Genomic DNA, 22,261 nt, shown 5'->3' with positions numbered 1-22,261 from the left:
CGGATTTTCACCCGGAGCGCATCAAGGAAGATCACTGGGTAGAACTCGTCAAGCTGGCGGTTCTGCCAGATCATGACCTCTTCTAAGACCGCATCGGTAATCGTGCTGATCGTATCCGGGCTCATATCCACCCCCAGGGTGGACCCAAGATGGTGCTGAATATCGCGCACGGTCATCCCGCCGGCGTACAGCGAGATGATCATGTCATCAAGCTCTGTCAGCCGGCGTGCACCTTTGGGCACCATCCGGGGAGTAAACGTGCCGGCACGATCCCTGGGCACGGTCACGTCCACCGCGCCGTAGCCAGAATTGACGGTCTTGGTGTACGAACCATTGCGGTGATTGCCGCCCTGCGCGGGTTCAACCTGGGCTTTGGTCTTGCGGTCGGAATGGCTATAGCCCAAATGGGCATCCATTTCTGCCTGGAGACCAGCGTTGATCGATGCCTGCAACAGGCCTTTGACCAGCTCGCTGGCATCATCGGCCGAGGTCGACAACTCGCCGATCAAGCTGGCGAGCTCAGGATTTTCCATCAGCTTTGCGCTGATCTCGTTGACCCTCGATGGGTCATGGGCTTTCTTCGGTGACACCGTAGTCATTATCGGTGAAACTCCTTCTACGTCAGAGCCTCACACACAAAATTCCTGACACCCTCTCTGCGATCTTTCTGCGCTTATGCAATGGAATAGCCATCCGGCTATTCCACCGCCGTAACCGTCCAAAAAGCCACTAGACATCCCGTCCAAAAACCTCCTGGACTCCGTGTCCAAAAAGTCCCTAGACATCACAGACGAAAACTAGGCCATCGGTGCCCTTAACTTCCCTAACCATCCCGAACTATCCCGCGCTGCCATGCCCCGCCAGGTAGTATCTGTACAATGGTTCCGATTCAGATGCGCGCTGGCGGGGCATTTATTGCCCTCGCTGTGGTTTTGGTGATTTTGGCTGTTATCGCATTCGTTGCTGGTAATGCCCTTTTCACATTCACGCCGGCAACGGTGTTGATCTGTATCGCCGCGCTCCTCTTCGGCGCGTTTGTGGTTATCTCCCCCGATGGTAAAGGCACCCGCACTCGCTTTGCGGCGCAGCTGCTAGCGACGTTACTGATAATCGTGTCGCTGTTCATTCCGGACACAGCACTGTTTGTCACTCAGACGTATTGGTTGGTCTTGTGGGCAGGTGCCGCGGTGTTGTGCGCTCTCGTGTTGCGTCGTTCCATCGCCCAATAAGCTATGCCGGGATATAGCCCGGCATAGGGAGTTAGTGGTTAGTATTTCCACTCCAGGCCGCTGCCTACGGCTTCGCTGATGTTCGTCAGACCGTGCGCATGTACCTGTTGGGCAAGTCCGCGGTGAATGCCGTTAATCCACCCAACGCCGCCGTAAATAAATGGTGTGTAGCCCTGCAAGAGGCTGGCACCATTTGCGATGCGCTCCCATGCCTGTTGCGGGGTGGAAATACCTCCCACGCTGATGAGGACAATCTGTTTGCCCACACGCGAGTGAAGTCGTTTGAGCACTTCCAGTGAACGCGCCTGGACAGGGTCGCCAGAGATACCACCAGCGCCCATAGCTTCAACCTCAACGGGATTCGTTTTCAGGCCTTCACGGCTGATAGTTGTGTTCGTAGCCACGATGCCGTCAAGTTCTAGCTCAATGGCCAGGTCCGCCACGGCATCGATATCTTCATCGCTCAAGTCGGGGGCGATCTTGACCAGGACAGGGGTGTCTGTGGCCTCTTTGACCGCGGAGAGGATTGGACGGAGCTGCTCAATTGCCTGCAAGTCGCGCAGACCCGGGGTGTTCGGTGAGGAAACATTGACCACTACGTAGTCCGCGAGAGGACCAAGCAGGCTAGCACCCGAACGGTAATCCGCCACAGCATCGGTAGCGGTCTTGTTCTTGCCAATGTTGATACCCACAACGTTGCCGGGGCGACGTCGCTCCAAGTTGCGGGCGACAGCCAGGGCACCCTGGTTATTGAAACCCATGCGGTTGAGGATCGCTTTGTCCGCAGGCAGGCGGAAGAGTCGCGGAGCTGGGTTTCCTGGCTGAGCCTTCGGAGTTACAGTGCCCATTTCGGCGTAGCCAAAGCCAAGTGCCGACCAAGCGTTGACGGCCGTGGCGTTTTTATCAAAGCCTGCTGCTAAACCCAGTGGTGCCGGGAACTGCACGCCAAAGACTTCTTGCTCAAGGACAGGATCGCGGTGGGGTAGGACGCGACTCAGTGCCTTACTGGCCGTACGGGAGCGGCTCACACCGTTGAAAGCGGTGCTCAAAATTCCGTGGATGCGCTCTGGGGGGATGAGGAACATTGCTCTGAGCAGGATGTCATAAGGGCGCATGGCGGTTACTCCTTCGCCTCGTTACCAGGGTTGATTATTTGGAGGCCATCACCGGTTGCGGAGCCGATGACCAGAGTGCCGCCGTCAAGCGCGACAAGGCTTTGGGGGGCCGTCACGGTCTTGAAACGCATCTTTTCCAGGGGCACACCCTGAGAGATGTCGTAGCCAACGACAGTGTTATTGGCGGTGGATGTCACCCACGCGAGATTCCGCTGGCTATCCCAAGCAACTGCCCAGGGGCGGCCGTCGGTGGGAACCATCTGATGCAGACGTATGACCTCATCGGTGGTGTATATGAACAACCTGTCGCCGGTGGCATCAGCGGCAAGGACTACTCCATCTTCACCGAACGCAACCTTGCCCACGCCGAAACCTACGCGCAGGGTGCCTCCCTGGCTTCCCTCATCCATATGCAGATCCTGAATCGTCGTGTCGAAACGGTTCACGCGCACGACCCGGTCTTCACTATCAAGCGATTGGGCAAGGATGTAATCGGAGGGGCGTGCCACCTTGAACGTGTCTTGCTCTGCACCGTCTTTGGAGTACACCCACACGCGTTCGATGGAGTCAGAGCCGGTGATGACGTTGTTCCCCGTCAACGGGGCAGCCACCGTGATGTCGTCGCCGACGGGAATGTGTTCGACGGATTTGCCCGTCGCTGCGCTGATAAGCTCCACCTCGTTGTCATTCGGGTGGACGATGGCGAAAAAACCGGCATTCGCGGAAACATCACCGCTAGACGCATCGACGTCGATTGTGTGAGTGTTCTGATCGCGGAAAGCTGCGAGGTCACCGACCTGCAGTGCGTCTGCAAGACGCACGCCCAAAATGCCCCCTGTAGTGTCAATATCTGTGATAGCGGGCGACGGAATGATTTCCCCATCGGGGTCAGATGCGGCAGGAGATTCAGCCGGTTCGGCGTTACCCATGTACAGCACGTCTTCGGTTTTGTTTTGGACTGCGGGGGAGCACCCAGCAAGAAGCAGACATGTAGCGGCAAGGGGTACAAGACGGAGAGCTTTCACACGCTTAAGCCTATCAACCTCACCTGGTCACGCCGCGCCGTGCCAGCGATGGCGATGCGCGGTTGTAGGGTGTCCACCGTGATGGATCTCAGTGCACCAGTAGTAGTCGCCCCTGAAGCCATGTCTTGGACCCAGGTGGTTGTTTTGTCAATCGTGCAGGGGCTCACGGAGTTTCTGCCCGTGTCCTCCTCCGGCCACCTGCGTATTGTCTCCGAATTGTTCTGGGGGCAAGATGCGGGCGCGAGTTTCACTGCGGTGATCCAGTTGGGTACGGAGCTTGCCGTTCTGGTGTTTTTCGCCAAGGAAATTTGGCAGATTCTCACCGGTTGGTTCGCTGGCGTGTTGAACCCGGAGAAGCGAGGCTTTGATTACCGGATGGGCTGGATGGTCATCGTGGGAACGATTCCTGTCGCGGTCGCCGGTCTGCTGCTCAAGGACTTGATCCGCGAGAACTTCCGTAATCTGTGGATCACCGCAGCGGTGCTCATCCTGTTTTCTTTTGTTTTTATTTTCGCGGAGCGCGTGGGCAAGAAGACACGGGGGTATGACGAGCTGACCATGAAGGATGCCATTGTCATGGGCTTGTGGCAATGTCTTGCGCTCATTCCTGGCGTCTCACGTTCGGGTGGCACGATCTCAGGCGGCCTGTTCCGTGGGTTGGACCGTGAGGTGGCTACGCGTTTTAGCTTCTTGCTTGCTATCCCAGCGGTGTTGGCTTCGGGGTTGTTCTCGTTGCCGGATGCCTTCGCACCTCAAGCCGGTCAGGCGGCATCAGGAAGTCAGCTCCTCGTGGGCTCCATCATCGCCTTTGCGCTTGGCTATGCGTCGATCGCGTGGCTGCTCAAGTTCGTATCCCACCATTCCTTCGCATGGTTTGCTGCGTACCGCATCCCGCTGGGCATTATCGTGATGATTCTGCTGGCCACCGGGGTCATGGATGCGTCAGGAGGGGCTGTTCTTTAGCAGCCAATGCGCCGACGATCCGCAACTCCATGTCATCGTGGATCCACTTATCCACGATTTTCCCGCCCACGGTGAATGGCCCCGCACCATCCTTGGTGGAACCGTCGGCGTTGCCGGTGTTTTTCGTGAAATAGCGCAGATGATAGCTTCCTTTGAGTCCTTGCGAGACGGCGACACTGCTTAAACGGGAAGCCTGGGAGCTCCCTCCGTCGGTGGAGAGTTTGTCTACTTCGGGAACGGGAGGCGTGATAGCTGGTCCGGTATTCGAGGATTGCTCCCGGTCGTAGGTCTTGGCCTCACGGCCGACCACAGTGACTTCACTGGCCAGTGCACGTAACGCTGCGCTTTGGGTCGCATTGAGACCAGTGATGCCCGAAACCGAGTCGATGAGACCTGGAATAGGGGAGTAGAACCCCAACGAAGTGAGAATAAGCAGTGGAAGACTGACCAGGAATAGGGCACTGAGCACCTTTGGGGTCAGCAAAGCGTCCTTGGCTGCGATGGTGTGGTCTGGTGTGTCTTCCCATTGATTGAGCGTTTGGCCCAGACGTTGCGGGAGACGATTCGTGGCAGTTGCGCATGCCGGATCAAGTGGATGGCAAAAGGACATGACCCGGTCACCGAACGGACTAAAAGCACCATCCGAGCGAGGACCAGTGAGTCCATCGTAGGTAGCCGGTGGCGTGCCTTGATCGACGGGAACGAGAATTTCACCGGTGGCGCTGCGGAGCCCCCGTGTGCCGTCCTGAAGCAGTACCTCTTCATTAGTGAACCGCGAGCGTCCTGGATCCGCAAGGAGGTAAGTGCCGAGGATGCTATCCACGCTTACACCTTGGACTGTGCCACGGCCGATGGCTGCGACAGTGTCACCGATGACAGATGCTCCCTGTGAATACCCGGCGAGAATGAATTGGGCCTCGGGGCATTGTGCCACGAACTCTGCCATGTGTTTGGAGGTCAGACGGACTCCTTCCGCGCGGGACGCACCGTAGGGTAGATAGCCCTTGTCACGTTCCGTGAGGGCGCGATTGTCCAGTGCGGATCCCATGACGGTCACGGAGGATGAGTAGGGCAACTGCCATGCGCTCACTGTTCCCGAGTATGCGTCTTGTAGTTCAGCAGCGAAATTAACACCATGTGCAAAACCGCGGATGTCTTGCGGTGAGTCTGCCGTGGTAGATTCGTGCGCTCCGGAGGCTATGACGATGTGTACCACTGGGCACGATTCAGCGGTTTTTGTGTCCTCTGCTGCTATGGCGGGAATGGAGGATGCGGTGAGAGCGATTGCGGTGCTCAACGCAGTGATGGCGTACGAGTTGTTCATGCCGGTGACTCTAACGCCCCCACTGGACACGCACCTGCGATTCAGCTTGTAGGCTGGCCCCCATGCGTTCTTGGCCTTACCCCGTTGTGCCTACCGTTGCTGGTAGTCCGGTCCCTTTGTCCCTCTTTGATACTGCTGACCAGCGGGTAAAGGCAGTCGAAGTGCACGATGGGGAAGTGGGCATGTATGTCTGCGGCATAACTCCGTATGATTCGACGCACCTGGGCCATGCGGCTACGTACCTAGCCTTTGACCTGGTGTACCGCCAGCTACTGGCTAATGGCCACAAGGTGATCTATGCGCAAAACATCACGGATGTGGATGATCCGCTGTTCGAGCGCGCGGAGCGTGACGGTGTGGATTGGCGTGAGCTGGGCACCAGTCAGATTGATCTGTTTCGCAGCGATATGGAGATTCTGTCTGTCATCCCGCCACGTGATTACATCGGTGCCATGGAATCCGTCGGTGAAGTCATTGAGATGGTGCAGATGCTTCTCGATGATGGCAAGGCCTACCAGCTCAATCACGGCGATATCTATGCCCCGATCACTGCAACAGAGCAGTTCGGCTACGAATCCAACCTGGATCGCGACACGATGGAGGAGTTCTTTGCGGAACGTGGTGGTGATCCGGAGCGTGAAGGCAAGCGAGACCCGCTGGATGCTTTATTGTGGCGTGGCCACCGTCCGGGTGAACCATCGTGGGAGGCACCCTTTGGTGCAGGGCGCCCTGGCTGGCACATCGAATGCTCGGCCATTGCAACGAACCGTTTAGGCCATAGCTTTGCCATCCAGGGCGGTGGATCAGACCTGGCATTCCCACACCATGAGTTCTCCGCTGCCCATGCGGAATCGGCATACGGGGTGGACCGCATGGCAGAGCATTACGTGCACACCGGCATGATTGCCCTCGATGGGGTGAAAATGTCCAAGTCCCTGGGCAATCTCGTTTTCGTGCACAAGCTCACCGAAGCCGGGCATGAGGCAGGTGCGATTCGTCTTGCTGTGTTTGCGGGGCACTACCGCCAGGATCGTGATTTCTCCTATGAGGCTCTTGATGTCGCTGCGCAACGTCTCGCCACATGGCGGGAGGCGCTCTCGGTAGAAGTGAGTGAAGAGGAGGCTCTGGGGGTCGTCGATAAGCTGCGTGCTGCTTTGGCTGATGATCTGAACACGCCGCTAGCCCTTGAGATCATCGACGGCGCACCCGGTGACTACGAGGGATTGATCGCGGACGCGGTCCATGGCTTGCTTGGCGTGCAGCTGTACTAAATCTGGGCAACAATAGCTGGTATGACCATCCGCGAACAGTTTCAGGACGATGTCAACGAGTTCATCGATGACCTGACCACCTTTGCTACCGGCTCTTACCTCAATGAGGACGACAAGGAGTTGTGGGATGAGCCGTTTGATCCGGCAGTACTGCCTGATCTCAAGCGAGTTTTGGAGATGTATCTCGACGCCCTCGACCTGGTTGGCGCTGACCCAGGTGCGGAGAAGCTGAACGCGGTTGTGGAGCCGTTTTTCGCCAACCTCCAAGAGTTCAACTCGCAGCACGCTGACGCGGTGCTCGAACCAGAAGAAAAGGCCGACCTGCAGGATTTCGCTTATCGTGCGGCGGCGGCAACGGGCGCTGCTGAGGACGCCTTGAATTCCCTGCCTGAGCTTGACTAGCGCGCGGCCTGCCGCCGTCTTTTGGGACATGGACGGCACGATGGTGGATACGGAGCCTCTGTGGGGCATTGCCACGTACGAGCTTTCGGAGAAATTAGGGCGCCGGCTTAATGCTGAACAGCGTGAGCGGACCGTTGGTGGCAGCTTCGCCAACACATTGCGCGTGTGCGCCAAGTGGGCGGGCGTGGAGCTGCAGCCAGGCGACTATGAGCATTACCGCACATGGATGTATGCGCGCATGGGGGAGTTGTTGTCAGCCGACCTTCAGCCGAATCCGGGAGTGCGTGAGCTGCTCGCATCATTGCTTGCCGACGGCACCCCTATGATGGTCACCACCAACACCGAACGTGAATTGGCGGACCGCTGTATTGACGCGGTGGGGCGCGAGTTTTTCTGTGGTTCTGTGACTGGTGATGAGGTGCCCAACCCGAAACCGGCCCCTGACATGTATTTAGCAGCGGCTCAAGCGGTGGGGCAGGACCCCAGCGACTGCCTTGTCTTTGAGGATTCCTGGGCGGGGATGACCGCTGCCGCGGCTGCAGGATGCGTGGTCCTGGGGCTGGCAGAAAAAGTGCCCGACGGGGTCATGCCCATGGATCCACAAGAATTTGTGGGTGCTGATGCGAAGTGGGTGTATGGCCGGTTCAGCGCTGCAACCTCGCAATAGATTAGAGTGATCTGCGTGAAAAACTTCGATGAACTCTTCGCGGAACTATCCACCAAAGCCGTCGAACGCCCCGCCGGCTCCGGCACCGTAGAGGCTCTGGATAAGGGCCCGCATGCTATTGGAAAGAAGATCATCGAGGAGGCTGGCGAGGTTTGGATTGCCTCCGAGTACCAGTCTGATGAGGAGCTCGCTGAGGAAATGAGCCAGCTCATGTATTGGACGCAGGTGATGATGGTCTCTCGTGGCCTCACTCCCGACGACATTTATAAGTACCTCTAGAAGAAAATACCGCCACCATGATCAAGATTGCTGTTCCCAACAAGGGGTCCCTGTCAGAAGCCGCCACTGAGATTCTCAAGGAAGCCGGCTACAAAGGGCGCGGGATTTCCAAGGCGCTGAATATTGTCGACGAAGCTAATGACGTCGAATTTTTCTTCCTGCGTCCGAAAGACATTGCCATCTACGTTGCTGGCGGTCATCTTGACCTCGGCATCACCGGCCGTGATCTGGCGATGGACTCCCGCGCGGATGTGGAAGAAGTACTCAGCCTCGGGTTTGGTGGCTCGACCTTCCGTTTCGCGGCGCCCGCTGACCAAACATGGACGGTAGAGGACCTGCACGGCAAGCGCCTTGCTACCTCCTATCCTCACCTGGCAGCTGACTATCTCGCGGAGCGTGGAATTGAAGCAGAGGTGATCCGCCTGGATGGCGCGGTGGAAATTGCCATCAAACTTGGAGTTGCTGATGCGATTGCGGATGTCGTGTCCACCGGTGCAACGCTACGTCAGCAGGGGTTGGTCCCGTTTGGGGAGCCGATTGTGAAAAGTGAGGCTGTCGTCGTCAAGCGGAAAGGCCGTGAGCTCACCGCGAACGATGATGTTGTGCTTTCCCGCATCCGGGGCATTCTCACTGCGCACAACTTCCTCATGCTTGACTACAACATTTCGCGCGAGAACCTCGAATCAGCAGTCGCAGTCACCCCTGGATTGACTGGTCCGACCGTGTCACCGCTGCAGCGAGAGAACTGGGTTGCTGTACGTGCAATGGTTCCGCGGAAAGAAGCGAACCTGCTCATGGATCGGCTTGCGGCAACGGGCGCGGAAGCGATTCTTGCCTCTGAACTGCGTATCGCGCGTATCTAGAATGTGGAATACTTGGTCCTATGGGCTACAGAACTGAAGAAGATCTCCTCGGGACGATTGAAGTCCCCAATGACAAGTACTACGGCGTGCATACGATGCGCGCCGTAGACAATTTCCAAATTTCCTCCACAAAGGTGCAGGATTTCCCGGACTTTGTGCGTGGCATGGTCATGGTGAAGAAAGCCGCTGCGACGGCGAACCGCCGGCTGCACACTCTGCCGAAGGATAAGGCTGACGCGATCATCGCAGCATGTGACCTCATTTTGAATGATGGTCGGTGCATGGATCAGTTTCCCATCGACGCCTTCCAGGGCGGTGCTGGTACATCGGTGAACATGAACACCAACGAGGTTGTGGCCAACCTCGCGTTGGAGACACTGGGCCACGAAAAGGGGCGCTACGACATCATTAACCCCAATGATGATGTGAATATGTCCCAGTCCACTAATGATGCGTATCCAACTGGCTTCCGCCTCGGCCTGTACCACGCACTGCAGGGGCTTATTGAGGAATTTGACAAGCTGCAGCAGGCTTTCCGTGAGAAGGGCGACGAGTTTGCGGACATTCTGAAGATGGGCCGCACCCAGCTCCAGGATGCGGTGCCGATGACGCTAGGTGCTGAGTTCACCGCGTTTGGCTCTAACCTGGCGGAGGAGCAGCGCACCCTGAAGAGCGCTGCGGAGAACCTGTTGGAGATCAACCTTGGCGCCACCGCTATTGGTACTGGTGTGAACACGCCGAGTGGCTACCGTGACCAGGTCGTAGCCGCTATGCGTGAGGTCACTGGCTTGCCTATCTCTACGTCACCGGATCTGATTGAGGCGACCTCTGATACCGGCGGCTACGTGATGGCGCATTCCGCGATCAAGCGCGCGGCGATGAAACTGTCCAAGATTTGCAACGACCTCCGTCTGCTGTCCTCCGGCCCACGCGCTGGCCTCAATGAGATTAACCTGCCGGAGCGCCAGGCTGGATCTTCCATTATGCCGGCCAAGGTCAATCCGGTGATCCCGGAAGTGGTCAACCAGGTGTGCTTCAAGGTCTTCGGCAATGACCTCACTGTGAGCATGGCAGCGGAGGCTGGCCAGTTGCAGCTCAACGTCATGGAGCCTGTCATTGCACAGTCCTTGTTCGAGTCCATCGATCTACTGGGCAATGCCGCACACACTCTGCGTGAGAAGTGTGTTGTGGGAATCACTGCGAACGAGGATGTGTGTCAGGCTTACGTGGACAACTCCATCGGCATTATCACCTACCTCAACCCATTCATTGGTCACCACAACGGTGACGTGGTGGGCAAGGAAGCTGCCGCAACCGGTCGTGGTGTTCGCGAGATCGTGTTGGAGAAGGGCTTGTTGGATGAGGAGACTCTCAATGAGGTTCTAAGCAAGCAGAACCTCATGCACCCGGAATACCGCGGAAAGCTGTATCTCGACTAGCTCTGAAGAACTAACGGAATGTTCCGCGTTTGTTAAGCCGGACACAATCGGCAAAAATCCGCCTCGTTTTATAGCCAGGCGGATTTTTGCGTTCCATACTGGTAAGAGGACTGTCTTGGAAAGTGTGATCCCCATGTTGCTCGTACTTCAGCTCATCATCTTGTTCGGTGCCATTGTTCTTGGTGCACGGTATGGATCCATCGCGATTGGTTTCGCAGGCGGTTTGGGGGTGCTGCTGCTCGGTGCGACAGGAATGTCGGTGACAGCCGAAGATATTCCCTTCGATGTCATTGGCATCATCATGTGCGTCATTGCCGCGATCTCCGCGATGCAACGCGCTGGCGGTATGGATTACCTCGTTTATCTGGCCGAGAAGTTTCTGCGCCGCGATCCGAAACGGGTGACCTTGTACGCCCCAATAGTCACCTGGCTGATGACGGTACTGGCTGGCACGGGCCACACCGCTTTTTCTACGCTTCCGGTCATTGTTGAGGTGGCAAAAGAAGGGAAAGTCCGGCCGTCACGTCCGCTGTCAGTAGCGGTCATCGCTTCGCAAATGGCTATTGTGGCATCACCCATCTCCGCCGCCGTCGTATTCATGGCCTCTATATTGGAACCCCTCGGTGTCGGGTATCTGCAGCTGCTAGCTGTGATGCTTCCGGCGACATTCCTGGCTATTTTCCCAACCGCCTGGATTGCTAATCGTTTAGGCAAAGAACTCGTAGATGATCCCGTGTACCAAAAGCGGCTAGAGGACGGACTGGTCAAGCCACCGGCTACAGAAACCGGGTATGTTCCCACGCGCGCAGCGAAGACGTCGGTTGCAATCTTCCTGTTGGCAATCGTGATTGTGATGTTCTACGCAACTCTGATTTCTGATCAAGTGGGGCTTATCGCTGAACCGACGGTGCCACGTAATGAAGCGATCATGGCGATCATGCTGGCTGCGGCCATGATCATTGTGATAGTCACCAAAAATTCGGCAACAGAAATCCTGGGCACGCAGGTGTTCCGTTCTGGTATGTCTGCTGCGGTGTGCGTGCTCGGTGTCGCATGGTTGGGCACGACCTTCATTAATCACTACATTGACGATATCCAGAGTATCTCTGGGAATGTCCTACAGTCCCAGCCGTGGTTGCTTGCCGTAGTGCTGTTCTTCGCAGCGTCCTTGCTGTATTCGCAGGCGGCTACCACTAAGGCTCTCATGCCGGCGGCTCTTGCTATTGGGGTAAGCCCTCTCACCGCCGTTGCGGCGTTTCCCGCCGCATCTGCACTATTCGTGCTGCCCACCTATCCCACCCTGCTCGCGGCGGTGGAGATGGACGATACCGGTTCAACTCGAATCGGCCACTACGTGTTTGATCACCCGTTTATTGTCCCGGGCGTGTTCTGCATTTTTGTCTCAGTGCTGTTGGGTTATGGGATCGGTGCGGTCGTCCTCTAGCTTTCGCCTAGGCTGGGGCATATGAGCCAACCGATGACTGACGTTGAAATTGCACAAGCCCACACACTTGAGCCGATCGCAGATATTGCTGCAAAAGCGGGGGTCCCCGAAGATGCTCTGATTCCTTACGGCGCTTCCATGGCCAAGGTGGATCTGCACCAGATTCAGGGGCAGCCCCAAGGCAAGCTGGTGCTTGTCACTGGTGTTTCCCCAACCCCAGCAGGGGAGGGCAAGTCCACTGTGCTCATCGGACTGACCGATGCTTTAGCATCGCGCGGGCACAAGGTCGCTGTAGCTTTGCGTGAGCCTTCTCTCGGCCCCGTCATGGGGATTAAAGGCGGTGCCGCCGGTGGCGGTTACTCGCAAGTGGTGCCGATGGAGAACATCAACCTTCACTTCACTGGTGATTTCCACGCGATTACCAGCGCGAACAACACGCTGGCCGCGATCATCGATAACCACATCCAGCAGGGCAATGAGTTGCGTATTGATGAACGCCGGATCACTTGGCAGCGCTGCCTTGACGTCAATGACCGCTCGCTACGAAACGTGATTACCGGCCTTGGTGGCCCAGGCAGTGGCCTGCCAGCAGAAACCGGATTTACCATTACCGCTGCCAGTGAGATCATGGCCATCCTTGGTTTGGCCACCGACCTGGAAGACTTGAAGGAGCGTCTGGCGCGCATCACCATCGGCTTCACCTATGACCTTAAGCCGGTGACCGCCGGGGAACTCAAGGCTGAGGGCGCTATGACGGCGCTTCTCAAAGATGCGATGAATCCTAACTTGGTTCAGACTCTCGGCGGCACACCAGCATTCATCCACGGTGGACCTTTTGCCAACATTGCGCACGGCTGTAGCACACTTGTGTCCACCCAAACCGCTCGTTGTTGCGCCGACATTGTTCTGACTGAGGCCGGCTTCGGTTCGGATCTTGGTGCGGAGAAATTCTTTGACATCAAGGCTCGCTACGGGGACCTCGATGTGGCTGGTGCCGTCGTCGTGGCCACGATCCGATCCCTGAAGTACAACGGTGGTGTCGCACGCCAGGATCTCGAGCAGGAAAACCTCGATGCACTGCGCTCCGGTGTGGTTAACCTGGAACGTCACGTTCAAAATATTCGTAAATTCGGTGTCACACCCGTCGTGGCCCTCAACCGCTTCACGTCGGACACCGAGGCCGAAATGGAAGCGATGCGCGAATGGGCCTCCGACTTCGGCGTGGCTCTGGCGGTAGCTGATGTGTGGGCAAAGGGCGGTGAGGGGGCACTGGATCTTGCTGATGTGATGCTTGACAACCTCACCGAAAACACCTCGACGCAGCTCTACGACCCAGCAGATGGTATTGAGAATGCGATTGAGACCATCGCGAAAGAGATTTACCGCGCGGATGCGGTGCAGTACTCCGTCAACGCCCAGCGCAACCTGAAAACTCTGAAAGACAACGGTTGGGATACCTTGCCGGTGTGCATTTCCAAGACGCAGTACAGCTTCTCCGATGATCCGGCTCAGCTGGGTGCGCCGACCGGGCACACCCTGCATGTGCGCAAGCTCATCCCGCGCACGGGTGCCGGTTTCGTTGTGGCGCTCACCGGCGATGTGATGACCATGCCGGGTCTGCCCAAGGTGCCCGCCGCTAACAACATTGACGTAGACGGCGACGGCAAGATCAGCGGGCTGTTCTAAACCTCATCGCGATCATTCGCGACGGCATCCGCGGTGCTACCCGGCCAGCCTGGGTAGCTCGGCGGGGTGCCACCGAACTCGGGGCACAGTGACTGGAAGGCACACCAGTCGCAGAGTTTGGATTTCTTCGGGCGGAAGTTGCCGGATGTGCCGTCGGCTTCGATCTTGGCCCACAGGTCACCTAGATCGCGCTCGAAGTACTCGAGCTCTTCGCGGGAGGGTGCCAGGAACATGGAGTCCATCACCTTGAGGTACATCAGACGGAGTTGGTGGGGGATCGTGCCAAACAAGCGCCAATACACCAGCGCGTAGAACCGCATTTGGAACTGTGCCTCAGCGGAGAAACGCGGGGAGGGTTTCTTACCGGTTTTGTAGTCCACTACGCGCACCTCACCCGTCGGTGCGATATCCACGCGGTCAATGAACCCACGTACCGGCACGCCGTTGGGCAGTACGGTGTCCACGTACATTTCCTGCTCATGCGAATCGAATCCGAGCGGGTTTTCCATCTCAAAGTAGCCGCGTAGAAGCGTGCGCGCATCCACGAAAAGCTGGTGCTCATCCTCGATCGGTTCCGCCTGAGTGGAGTCCTTCTCCAACATCGCAGCCCACGAAGGCTTGATCTGCTTCACCGCCGCTGGGTACGTGCGCTGTTCACGGGGCCACGCGTGCATTTCCTCGAGCACAGCGTGAACGAGGTTGCCCTTGACCTGCGCCTCCGTCTTGGGCTCCGGAAGCCGATCAATGGCGCGGAGGCGATATTTCAGGGGACACTGCTGATAGTCATTGGCGCGGGACGGAGATAATGCGAGCGGTCGTGGAGTCATATTGCCCTTCATCCTAGAGTGGTGGGTATGCCAGTTGCTCACCAGATCAGCGCTTTCACCGAGTTCATCACCGCCAGCCCCAGCGCCTTCCACGCCGCCGCGAATACACGCGATGCGCTTGTCGCCGCAGGCTTCACCGAAGACACTGCTACCTCACCAGGAGGGCATATGCTTATCGACGGCGGAGCCGTCATCGCCTGGTGGATCCCCGAGAACCCCAAGCCGGGCTTCCGCATCGTCGGCTCCCACACCGACTCGCCAGGATTGATGCTCAAACCCCAGCCGGACGTGGAGCGCGAAGGTGCCCGCCAAGTGGCGGTAGAAGTCTATGGTGGTCCGATCTTGTCCTCCTGGTTCGACCGGGAGTTGCGCTTCGCTGGCCGTGTCGCGTTGCTGGATGGTTCCACGCGCTTGGCCGATACTGGCCCGGTCGCGCGTGTACCGAACCTGGCCATTCACCTTTACCGTGGTGATGCGCCGGAGATCGACCGCCAAGTGCATACCCAGCCGATCATGATGGTGGATTCACCGATCATGGACATCGTGGCGGGGTCCGCTGGGGTAGCGGTGGATGAAATCGTGGCCCACGAGCTCATTAGTGCTGATGCACAGAAGCCTGAGGTCGTTGGGGACATGCTGGCGGCTGGGAGGTTGGACAATGTGTCGAGCCTGTGGGCGTCGATAAGCGCGCTTGTGCGTGCTGTGAAAGAGAAGCCGGAGCATGTGCTCGTGCTGGCTTCCTTTAATCATGAGGAGGTCGGCTCGGCCTCCGTCACAGGTGCGGGCGGGCCGCTGCTTGAACGCGTGCTCACCACGCTCGCGGAGAGTACGGGCCAGCCTCTTGACGTCTTCCGGCAGTCCACGATGATCTCCGCGGACGCGGCGCACGCGATGCACCCAAACTATCCGGGCAAACATGATCCGACGCACCGCCCGCTGATGAACCGTGGACCGGTGCTGAAGATCAACGCGAACCATCGATATGCCTCCGATGCGGTGACAGAAGCTGCGTGGATTCGTGCTGCGCGTGCTGCGGACGTGCCTGTGCAAACTTTCGTGGGGCATAACTCTGTTCCGTGCGGATCTACGATCGGGCCGATTGCTTCCACACGCTTGGGCATTCCTACCGTGGACGTGGGCATTCCACTGTTGTCCATGCACTCTGCGCGTGAACTCGCCGGTGTGCAAGACCAACTATGGTTCGCTGATGCTCTTACGGCATACTTTGTTGGCGCATAAAGACCCCTGGATTAAACCCGAATACAAGGAGAACCATGTACTCCGGCCCCTTCCGCCCCGGCGATAAAGTGCAGCTGACTGACGCGAAGCGCCGTCACTTCACCATTGAGCTCGTGCCGGGCGCGAACTACCACACCCACAAGGGTGCGATTGCCCATGACGACATCATTGGGGCCGATGAAGGCTCAGTCGTGCGGTCCTCCATGGGGTCGGACTATCTGTGCTTCCGTCACCTGCTCGTGGATCACGTGTTGTCCATGCCACGTGGTGCCGCGGTGATTTATCCGAAGGATGCGGGCCAGATCCTCGTTGAGGGCGATATTTTCATGGGCGCTCGCGTGCTGGAAGCAGGCGCTGGGTCGGGTGCGCTGACCATGTCGCTCCTGCGTGCCGTGGGACCGCAAGGCCATGTTTTTTCCTACGAGATCCGCGATGACCACCTGCAGTTTGCGCGTGACAACGTGGAGGAATACTTCGGTGGGAAGCCGGAGTGGTGGACCCCGCGTTTGGGGGACTTTGGGGAGGTCACCAAGGAAGATCTTGGTGGCCCCGTTGACCGCGTGATCCTGGACATGGTGGAGCCCTGGCACTTCATTGAGACCGTGAAAAACGTGCTCATCCCCGGTGGCGTGTTCATGACGTACGTGGCCACCGTGCCGCAGCTGATGAACATCGTGGAGGGTATCCGCGCTGCTCAATGCTTCACCGAGCCGCGCTCCTGGGAAACCCTGCTGCGCGAGTGGAAGGTTGAGGGCCTGGCCACCCGCCCGGAGCACCGCATGAATGCGCATACCGCCTTTTTGGTGTGGACCCGCCGTTTGGCCGATGGTGTCACTCCGCCCCGGCCACAACGCAAGGCTCGCCGTTAAACCAAGGCGATAAGCTAAACAGCATGACCGATCCTGTAGCTGACCTCCGGGAACTGAAGATTCAGAACCAAGCCTTGGGCGCGCGCAATAAGCAGCTGGCTGAGCTGCTTAAGACATCGCGTGACAAGCTCAAGGATCTAGCAGCACAGGTGGAGGCACTTGGCGAACCGGCATCGACGTACGGGATTTACTTGGGCCCGGCACGTCGTGGCCAGGAAGCAGAGGTGTTCACCTCCGGGCGCCGGATGCGTTTGAAGGTGTCCCCGAACGTGGAGCCAGGATCGTTGCTCATCGGTGGCCTCGTCCGCTTGGGTGAAGGCTCCGTTGTGGTGGAAGCCTGCGGTTTCACTCGCGTGGGGCAGCTGGCTACTGTGTCGGAGAAGATCGGCTTTGACCGTGCGATTGTCTCCGACATGCAGGGCGCGGAGCAGGTGGTGCACCTGACGGAAAAGCTGCAGAAAACTGCCCGCGCCGGTGACACGGTGCTGCTCGACTACAAGTCCGGCTACGCATTTGAGCGCATCCCAAAAACGGAAGTCAACCAGCTCTCGCTCGAGGAAGTCCCCGATGTTACTTACGACGACATCGGTGGCTTGCACTCTCAGATTGAGACGATCCGTGATTCCGTGGAGTTACCATTTGCGCACCCGGATCTGTACAAGGCCTATGACCTCAAGCCGCCGAAAGGCGTGCTGCTGTATGGCCCGCCGGGGTGTGGCAAGACGCTTATTGCCAAGGCGGTAGCAAACTCGTTGTCCTCCCGCATCGGGGATGGTGGCAAGGCGCACTTTCTCAACGTCAAGGGCCCTGAGCTGTTGAACAAGTACGTCGGCGAAACAGAGCGCCGCATCCGCCTCATCTTCGAACGTGCCAGGGAACTCGCATCCGAAGGTCGCCCGGTAATCATCTTTTTCGATGAGATGGAATCCATCTTCCGCACCCGCGGCTCCGGTGTTTCCTCGGATATGGAAACAACCGTTGTACCCCAGCTCCTCACGGAAATTGACGGCGTGGAGGACATCGCCAACGTCATCGTCATCGGCGCCACCAACCGCGAGGAACTTATCGATCCGGCCATCCTTCGCCCGGGCCGCCTAGACATCAAGATCCGCGTGGATAGGCCTGATCGATCAGAAGCGAAGGACATCTTCGCGCGCTACCTCACTCAGGAGGTCCCGCACGATGGGGAGGTGGACGAGCTCATCCAGGTGGCCGTCGATACGCTTTACGCACCGCGGCCATTCGTGAAGCTCTCGCTTATCGACGGCTCCCAGGAAACCCTCCACTACTCCGACTTCGTCTCCGGCGCCATGATTGCGAACGTGGTGGACCGCGCGAAGAAGCTGGCCATCAAGGATGAGATTGCCGGGCAGGGATCTGGTGTGACGGCCGAGCACCTCCGTGCCGCTGTGCGCGCCGAGCAGGACGAAAGCGAGGACATGCCCAACGTGTCCAACCCGGACGAGTGGGCGCGTATTACTGGCCGCACCGGCAAACGCGTTGTGGCGGCAGAAGTGCTTTGACAGCTCAGGACCGCCCGGGACCGGATGTCAGTCCTCCAGCACCACGTTTCGTCTCACCCAGTCGACTATAAGGTCGGCTTCTGGTTCAGGGTTATCTCGTAGGATCTCCACGTCCCTGAGCGCGATGAGCCTACCCAGCTCTTTCTGTTGTGTCGGCGAGCTCATGATGCTCAATGTACCCCAATAGTGGGATGTGACTAGCTGCTGCTGGAGGGGGAAATGCAGAGTGTTTGAAGAGCAGCATCGAAATCCTGGTCGGACAAATGCGCGAAACTCATGATGATGCCCTCGGGCCGCTGTTCCTGCCCAGACCACAGGGACTCCAAGCGCCCGCATTCGATCCCTGCCGTCCGGAGGTCTGCGACGAACGCGTCGCGGTGGGCAGGGGAGACGAACGTCAATGCCAGGTCGACCCCGTTGGATTCCGCCATTTCCTTCACATGTGCGCCGCGGGCCTCGAGTACCGGAACCAGGTCAGCTTGGATGATCGCTCGCCGTTTGCTCAGCCTGTTCCGCACGGCCTTCGTGTTTCGGCGGACGTGTCCGTTCTGCAGCAGGTGCGCGACCGCTAATTGAGTCACAGCAGACACCGGCATGCCCAGGACCTTCCGCGTTTCGCGCACAGCTTCGGCGAAGGACGGGGGAGTGACAACGTAGCCGGCTGAAAGGTTACGGCTGAGTAATGTGGAGAAGGTTCCGAGGATGAAGACATCTGCCGCCGTGCTCAGCGCTGCCAGGGGTGGCTGTGGTGCGAGCCGATAGCGCAGCTCCGCGTTGAAGTCATCCTCGATAAGGACAGTGCCGGTCTCTGCTGCCCACGCGAGGAGTTCGGAGCGGCGTCCGGCAGGCATCGACGCTCCGAGGGGGTGTTGGTAGGCGGGGGTGACCAGTACAGCATCCAATTTTTGGGGCAAAAGGTCTACGTTCACGCCGGACTCGTCGACTGTGCACGGCACCGCTTCGTGTCCCACAGTCGGGATAACGCGGCGCAGGCCGGGGTGGCCAGGGTCCTCGACTCCGACCCGCAACTGGCCGTGACGCTGCGCGAGGGTGAGCAGGATGAGCAGCAGGCCCTCACGTGAACCGCCGGTGATGACGATCTGGTCCTCACTCACGGTCAGGCCGCGGGCGAGGCGAAGATGTTCGGCGATCGCACGGCGCAGTTCAGGCTGTCCGACGGGGTCGATGACGATGTTTGGTTCCGCAGCAGCCTCCCGCCACGCTTGGCGCCATGCGGCGGGCCGGACCCCACCGGCATGTCCCGATGACGGCTTCAACGAAATGGTTTTTTGCGCCGGTTCAATCTTTGGTCGAAAAGTCAGTTCTTTCGCCGCACCTGGGATCCCGGCTGGCAGACCGGGGTGCACGTGCGTTGGGGACCCCTGCGATGCGAGCAGATAGCCTTCGCTAATGAGCTGGTCGTAAGCCGTGACCACACTCCCGCGCGAAATCCCCGCCAGTTTTGCCAACTCCCGTGTCGAGGGCACCTCGTCCCCTGGCTGCAGAGTCCCGTTAGTGATAGCCGTCCGGATGGCCGTGGCCACTTGCGCGGGGAGGGGGATGGGGAGGGCGCGGGAGACGTCGATAAGCATACTGGTCCAAAGAATCTAAATAGAACTGGCACTAGGAATCTACCAGTCGGCGGGGGAGACTGGCACCATGACTTTCACTACCAATCTCTCCAAAGCTGAACTGACCGATACCTTCAAGGGTGGCGTGATCATGGACGTGGTCACCCCTGAACAGGCAAAGATCGCCGCCGATGCTGGCGCGGTTGCCGTCATGGCGCTTGAGCGTGTCCCGGCTGACATCCGTGCCCAGGGTGGCGTTGCTCGCATGTCCGATCCGGACCTCATCGAGGGGATCCTGGCTGCCGTGGACATCCCGGTCATGGCAAAGGCGCGTATCGGTCACTCGGTGGAGGCCAAGATCCTGGAGCACCTTGGCGTGCACTACGTCGATGAGTCTGAGGTGCTCAGCCCGGCGGACTACGTCAACCACATTGATAAGCGCGGCTTCACCGTGCCGTTCGTGTGCGGTGCAACCAACCTAGGTGAAGCTCTTCGTCGCGTGAATGAGGGCGCAGCCATGATCCGCTCCAAGGGTGAGGCGGGTACCGGTGACGTGTCCGAGGCAACTAAGCACCTGCGCACCATCAAGGGCGAGATTGCCAAGTTGCAGTCCATCTGGAACTCCAACCGCGATGAGCTGTACGTGGCCGCCAAGGAACTGCAGGCGCCGTATGAGCTCGTTGCCTACGTGGCTGAGAATGGCAAGTTGCCGGTTCCGCTCTTTGTAGCTGGTGGCGTGGCCACCCCGGCTGACGCAGCGCTGATGATGGAACTCGGCGCGGACGGTGTGTTCGTTGGCTCCGGCATCTTCAAATCCGGCAACCCTGAGGCACGCGCTGCTGCTGTGGTGAAGGCAACGCAGAACTGGCAAGACATTGCCACCGTTGCGGAGGTTTCCCGTGGACTCGGTGAGGCCATGGTGGGCATCAACGTGGCTGACCTGCCGGCACCGCACCGTCTTGCGGAGCGCGGCTGGTAAACAACTCGATTAGTACGAGCTGTCACAAGTTCTGTTCCCTTTAGGTAGCAGGGAGATTAGGGCTATACCGGGATAATTTACTCAATATGCCAGGGTCGAATGGCGTGCCTTGTTGGGGACAGTCCCCAGACTAGGAATGAACGGTAAAAAATGTCCGAAACCTCGAGATTGAAGATGTCTGAGTTTGCTAAAACTTTCTTTTCGTGGAAGGACGATATCGTCAACAATTGGGGATGGTCGGATCCATCGTTTTTGGTCAGTTTTCTGTCGATGCTTTTCGCGGCCGTCATACCCTTCGTTCTATGGAGGATGGGAGCGCGTCAATCTAAAACAAACATGGAGCTACTGGATAAACAAGCCATTAGTCTGTCTCGTCAGGAACGAATTGTGGAGCGTCAGCGGCGCGATTCTCTAATGTTAGCGCTTGCAGATACCACTAATGAAGCGTATCTGCGGGTCGCATGGGACGAGATCCGGGAGTTTCCCGAGAGTGATCAAAAGCTCTTGAAGTCGATTATTCGAACAAATCCAAAAATATCGCTACCAGGTTCCAGCCGTGGCCTGGGATTATTGGACGAGTTAGACCAGGATGCTGTTGACGACTACTGCAATGGATTGGGTAGGCGGTACGGCGTCCGTAAAGAGACTTTCGCTTATCGAGGGCTCTTGGATTTCTTGCGGCTTGTGTCTAGAGAGAAATTAAATATTGATACTTCCTTAATCGTTGAACTAGTAACAGGGGAAGCAGCGGCCGTAGAAAGACCGACGCATTTGTTCTTTACAGATCTCGTACTGATTTACCCCCCGTGTGCAGCGGAACTTATTTATCGAGCCGAGGGTATTGATGTTCAAACGGCGGGTGGCCTCAAACTCAATGTCCTTACAGGAGTATTTTTGGCAGTAAAACTTGTTGAAAAAGGGGACTTTGAAGCACTGAGGGTGAGTAGCAAGAGTAGAAACGATATAAAGACGGAATTCGTTAGATCTATTCCTCTTGCTCTGGTTTACCTTATGCATCGGGGCGGTTTACAGTCAGTGGAGAGATGGTCATATTCTGATTCGTCTGAACGTGTATCCGCAACTATCGCATGGTTAATTTTTGCAATTGGAAATTTTGCTGATGTGTACGACCACTGGGCGTCTCGAATGGTTGAAAACCTAGAACCTGCAATTTCGTCCATTCCTGTTGAAGATCGACGCTGGGGCGTTGATGCCAAGGATGTTCGTGAGGGTTTTGATCAGATCAGAGCGAAACAACCGGCTTTGTGGGCAAGGTTTGGTGACGAACTTGAGAAGGCGGCATCAGCGATCGGATCTTGGCGCTCTTAGCAAGACCTTAAGTTTCCCTTCTAGCGGTGTTTGCGGTTCAACGATTGGAATAGAGAGACCGTACTGACAGACCGAATCGTTCACGGGCAACCGGTATCACCGACATTCTCATCATTGGCGGGGATTGTCTACGTCGCATTCGTCATCGTCGTTTTCCCGCAAGATTGTGGGTAGGGAACTTACGGGCAGCGTATGTAGACAGAAAGAACACACCAGA

Annotated in this window: 22 protein-coding genes; 15 read left to right on the top strand and 7 right to left on the bottom strand. The window is 57.8% G+C overall.

Translation table 11 applies throughout. From position 1 onward, the window contains the following. Positions 1 to 599 (bottom strand): transposase (locus tag F4V54_RS02535; RefSeq protein WP_211359447.1); only part of this gene is annotated, 599 nt, incomplete at its 3' end. Between the two features lie 279 nt (positions 600 to 878). Here F4V54_RS02535 and F4V54_RS02530 point away from each other — a divergent pair. Beyond that, positions 879 to 1,229, top strand: a complete 351-nt coding sequence (locus tag F4V54_RS02530; RefSeq protein WP_034663342.1) for a hypothetical protein — start codon at positions 879 to 881, stop codon at positions 1,227 to 1,229. A 38-nt stretch (positions 1,230 to 1,267) separates the two neighbouring features. On the opposite strand, the gene F4V54_RS02525 is transcribed toward F4V54_RS02530, so the two are convergent. Further along, positions 1,268 to 2,344, bottom strand: a complete 1,077-nt coding sequence (locus F4V54_RS02525) for a quinone-dependent dihydroorotate dehydrogenase (protein ID WP_034663339.1) — start codon at positions 2,342 to 2,344, stop codon at positions 1,268 to 1,270. A 5-nt stretch (positions 2,345 to 2,349) separates the two neighbouring features. Beyond that, positions 2,350 to 3,369, bottom strand: coding sequence for a WD40 repeat domain-containing protein (locus tag F4V54_RS02520; RefSeq protein ID WP_150386129.1), 1,020 nt, complete (start codon positions 3,367 to 3,369; stop codon positions 2,350 to 2,352). A 120-nt stretch (positions 3,370 to 3,489) separates the two neighbouring features. On the opposite strand from F4V54_RS02520, the gene F4V54_RS02515 reads away from it, so the two are divergent. Then, positions 3,490 to 4,332, top strand: coding sequence for an undecaprenyl-diphosphate phosphatase (locus F4V54_RS02515; protein ID WP_102723309.1), 843 nt, complete (start codon positions 3,490 to 3,492; stop codon positions 4,330 to 4,332). Here the strand turns inward: F4V54_RS02515 and F4V54_RS02510 are convergent. Beyond that, positions 4,301 to 5,656 carry a cutinase family protein gene (locus F4V54_RS02510; protein ID WP_150386128.1) on the bottom strand — a complete coding sequence of 452 codons (1,356 nt, stop codon included), beginning with the start codon at positions 5,654 to 5,656 and terminating at the stop codon, positions 4,301 to 4,303. The two genes, F4V54_RS02515 and F4V54_RS02510, sit on opposite strands and share 32 nt — an antisense overlap. Before the next feature lie 62 nt (positions 5,657 to 5,718). On the opposite strand from F4V54_RS02510, the gene mshC reads away from it, so the two are divergent. From mshC to F4V54_RS02470, 8 genes are all read left to right on the top strand, one after another. Beyond that, complete coding sequence (gene mshC / locus F4V54_RS02505; protein ID WP_150386127.1) at positions 5,719 to 6,927, top strand: cysteine--1-D-myo-inosityl 2-amino-2-deoxy-alpha-D-glucopyranoside ligase; 1,209 nt, start codon at positions 5,719 to 5,721, stop codon at positions 6,925 to 6,927. A 21-nt stretch (positions 6,928 to 6,948) separates the two neighbouring features. After that, on the top strand, positions 6,949 to 7,329 hold the full coding sequence (locus F4V54_RS02500; RefSeq protein ID WP_150386126.1) for a hypothetical protein: 381 nt from the start codon (positions 6,949 to 6,951) through the stop codon (positions 7,327 to 7,329). Next, positions 7,322 to 7,996, top strand: coding sequence for an HAD family hydrolase (locus F4V54_RS02495; RefSeq protein WP_282958570.1), 675 nt, complete (start codon positions 7,322 to 7,324; stop codon positions 7,994 to 7,996). Before F4V54_RS02500 ends, F4V54_RS02495 begins: the two co-directional genes overlap by 8 nt. A gap of 15 nt (positions 7,997 to 8,011) precedes the next feature. Further along, complete coding sequence (locus F4V54_RS02490) at positions 8,012 to 8,275, top strand: phosphoribosyl-ATP diphosphatase (protein ID WP_150386125.1); 264 nt, start codon at positions 8,012 to 8,014, stop codon at positions 8,273 to 8,275. Positions 8,276 to 8,292: 17 nt separating this feature from the next. Continuing rightward, complete coding sequence (gene hisG, locus F4V54_RS02485; RefSeq protein ID WP_102723313.1) at positions 8,293 to 9,138, top strand: ATP phosphoribosyltransferase; 846 nt, start codon at positions 8,293 to 8,295, stop codon at positions 9,136 to 9,138. 20 nt (positions 9,139 to 9,158) lie between these two features. Beyond that, entirely contained in the window at positions 9,159 to 10,577 is a 1,419-nt protein-coding gene (gene aspA, locus F4V54_RS02480; protein ID WP_102723314.1) for an aspartate ammonia-lyase, read from the top strand. A 133-nt stretch (positions 10,578 to 10,710) separates the two neighbouring features. Beyond that, positions 10,711 to 12,021, top strand: coding sequence for an anaerobic C4-dicarboxylate transporter (locus tag F4V54_RS02475; protein WP_150386124.1), 1,311 nt, complete (start codon positions 10,711 to 10,713; stop codon positions 12,019 to 12,021). 21 nt (positions 12,022 to 12,042) lie between these two features. Beyond that, positions 12,043 to 13,707: a formate--tetrahydrofolate ligase gene (locus tag F4V54_RS02470; RefSeq protein WP_150386123.1), complete on the top strand. Its 1,665-nt coding sequence runs from the start codon at positions 12,043 to 12,045 to the stop codon at positions 13,705 to 13,707. Here F4V54_RS02470 and F4V54_RS02465 read toward each other — a convergent pair. Continuing rightward, complete coding sequence (locus tag F4V54_RS02465) at positions 13,704 to 14,546, bottom strand: RecB family exonuclease (protein WP_150386122.1); 843 nt, start codon at positions 14,544 to 14,546, stop codon at positions 13,704 to 13,706. The genes F4V54_RS02470 and F4V54_RS02465 overlap by 4 nt on opposite strands. A gap of 15 nt (positions 14,547 to 14,561) precedes the next feature. Between F4V54_RS02465 and F4V54_RS02460 the strand changes: the two genes are divergently transcribed. From F4V54_RS02460 to arc, 3 genes are read left to right on the top strand one after another with little or no spacing between them, the layout of a single operon-like run. After that, positions 14,562 to 15,773 carry a M18 family aminopeptidase gene (locus tag F4V54_RS02460; protein WP_150386121.1) on the top strand — a complete coding sequence of 404 codons (1,212 nt, stop codon included), beginning with the start codon at positions 14,562 to 14,564 and terminating at the stop codon, positions 15,771 to 15,773. A gap of 35 nt (positions 15,774 to 15,808) precedes the next feature. After that, positions 15,809 to 16,642 (top strand): tRNA (adenine-N1)-methyltransferase, encoded by an 834-nt coding sequence (locus tag F4V54_RS02455; RefSeq protein WP_034663300.1) that lies wholly within the window; start codon positions 15,809 to 15,811, stop codon positions 16,640 to 16,642. Between the two features lie 23 nt (positions 16,643 to 16,665). Next, a complete protein-coding gene (arc, locus tag F4V54_RS02450; RefSeq protein WP_150386120.1) occupies positions 16,666 to 18,165 on the top strand; it encodes a proteasome ATPase in 1,500 nt (499 codons plus the stop codon). A gap of 27 nt (positions 18,166 to 18,192) precedes the next feature. On the opposite strand, the gene F4V54_RS11405 is transcribed toward arc, so the two are convergent. Both F4V54_RS11405 and pdxR read right to left on the bottom strand, forming a co-directional pair. Then, the gene (locus F4V54_RS11405; RefSeq protein WP_156959231.1) at positions 18,193 to 18,330 is read right to left on the bottom strand and encodes a hypothetical protein; all 138 of its coding nucleotides are present in this window, start codon (positions 18,328 to 18,330) and stop codon (positions 18,193 to 18,195) included. Between the two features lie 32 nt (positions 18,331 to 18,362). Then, entirely contained in the window at positions 18,363 to 19,757 is a 1,395-nt protein-coding gene (gene pdxR, locus F4V54_RS02445; protein WP_150386119.1) for a MocR-like pyridoxine biosynthesis transcription factor PdxR, read from the bottom strand. Between the two features lie 67 nt (positions 19,758 to 19,824). Here pdxR and pdxS point away from each other — a divergent pair, with 67 nt between their 5' ends. Together pdxS and F4V54_RS02435 are read left to right on the top strand one after the other, a co-directional pair. Beyond that, a complete protein-coding gene (gene pdxS, locus F4V54_RS02440; RefSeq protein WP_034663433.1) occupies positions 19,825 to 20,715 on the top strand; it encodes a pyridoxal 5'-phosphate synthase lyase subunit PdxS in 891 nt (296 codons plus the stop codon). Between the two features lie 174 nt (positions 20,716 to 20,889). Next, a complete protein-coding gene (locus tag F4V54_RS02435; RefSeq protein WP_150386118.1) occupies positions 20,890 to 22,044 on the top strand; it encodes a hypothetical protein in 1,155 nt (384 codons plus the stop codon). Positions 22,045 to 22,261: the final 217 nt, after the last annotated feature.

Origin of the sequence: Corynebacterium tuscaniense, assembly GCF_008693065.1 — a bacterium.
Lineage (GTDB): Bacteria > Actinomycetota > Actinomycetes > Mycobacteriales > Mycobacteriaceae > Corynebacterium > Corynebacterium tuscaniense.
This window is presented reverse-complemented; position numbering and strand designations above follow the sequence as displayed.

Coding starts and splice junctions, on each gene's coding strand:
- aspA (WP_102723314.1), top strand. CDS start 9,159: ATGGGCTACAGAACTGAAGAAGATCTCCTCGGGACGATTGAAGTCCCC.
- F4V54_RS02460 (WP_150386121.1), top strand. CDS start 14,562: ATGCCAGTTGCTCACCAGATCAGCGCTTTCACCGAGTTCATCACCGCC.
- F4V54_RS02435 (WP_150386118.1), top strand. CDS start 20,890: ATGTCTGAGTTTGCTAAAACTTTCTTTTCGTGGAAGGACGATATCGTC.
- pdxR (WP_150386119.1), bottom strand. CDS start 19,757: ATGCTTATCGACGTCTCCCGCGCCCTCCCCATCCCCCTCCCCGCGCAA.
- arc (WP_150386120.1), top strand. CDS start 16,666: ATGACCGATCCTGTAGCTGACCTCCGGGAACTGAAGATTCAGAACCAA.
- F4V54_RS02470 (WP_150386123.1), top strand. CDS start 12,043: ATGAGCCAACCGATGACTGACGTTGAAATTGCACAAGCCCACACACTT.
- mshC (WP_150386127.1), top strand. CDS start 5,719: ATGCGTTCTTGGCCTTACCCCGTTGTGCCTACCGTTGCTGGTAGTCCG.
- F4V54_RS02530 (WP_034663342.1), top strand. CDS start 879: ATGGTTCCGATTCAGATGCGCGCTGGCGGGGCATTTATTGCCCTCGCT.
- hisG (WP_102723313.1), top strand. CDS start 8,293: ATGATCAAGATTGCTGTTCCCAACAAGGGGTCCCTGTCAGAAGCCGCC.
- F4V54_RS02455 (WP_034663300.1), top strand. CDS start 15,809: ATGTACTCCGGCCCCTTCCGCCCCGGCGATAAAGTGCAGCTGACTGAC.
- F4V54_RS02515 (WP_102723309.1), top strand. CDS start 3,490: ATGTCTTGGACCCAGGTGGTTGTTTTGTCAATCGTGCAGGGGCTCACG.
- F4V54_RS11405 (WP_156959231.1), bottom strand. CDS start 18,330: ATGAGCTCGCCGACACAACAGAAAGAGCTGGGTAGGCTCATCGCGCTC.
- F4V54_RS02510 (WP_150386128.1), bottom strand. CDS start 5,656: ATGAACAACTCGTACGCCATCACTGCGTTGAGCACCGCAATCGCTCTC.
- F4V54_RS02525 (WP_034663339.1), bottom strand. CDS start 2,344: ATGCGCCCTTATGACATCCTGCTCAGAGCAATGTTCCTCATCCCCCCA.
- F4V54_RS02465 (WP_150386122.1), bottom strand. CDS start 14,546: ATGAAGGGCAATATGACTCCACGACCGCTCGCATTATCTCCGTCCCGC.
- F4V54_RS02475 (WP_150386124.1), top strand. CDS start 10,711: ATGTTGCTCGTACTTCAGCTCATCATCTTGTTCGGTGCCATTGTTCTT.
- F4V54_RS02500 (WP_150386126.1), top strand. CDS start 6,949: ATGACCATCCGCGAACAGTTTCAGGACGATGTCAACGAGTTCATCGAT.
- pdxS (WP_034663433.1), top strand. CDS start 19,825: ATGACTTTCACTACCAATCTCTCCAAAGCTGAACTGACCGATACCTTC.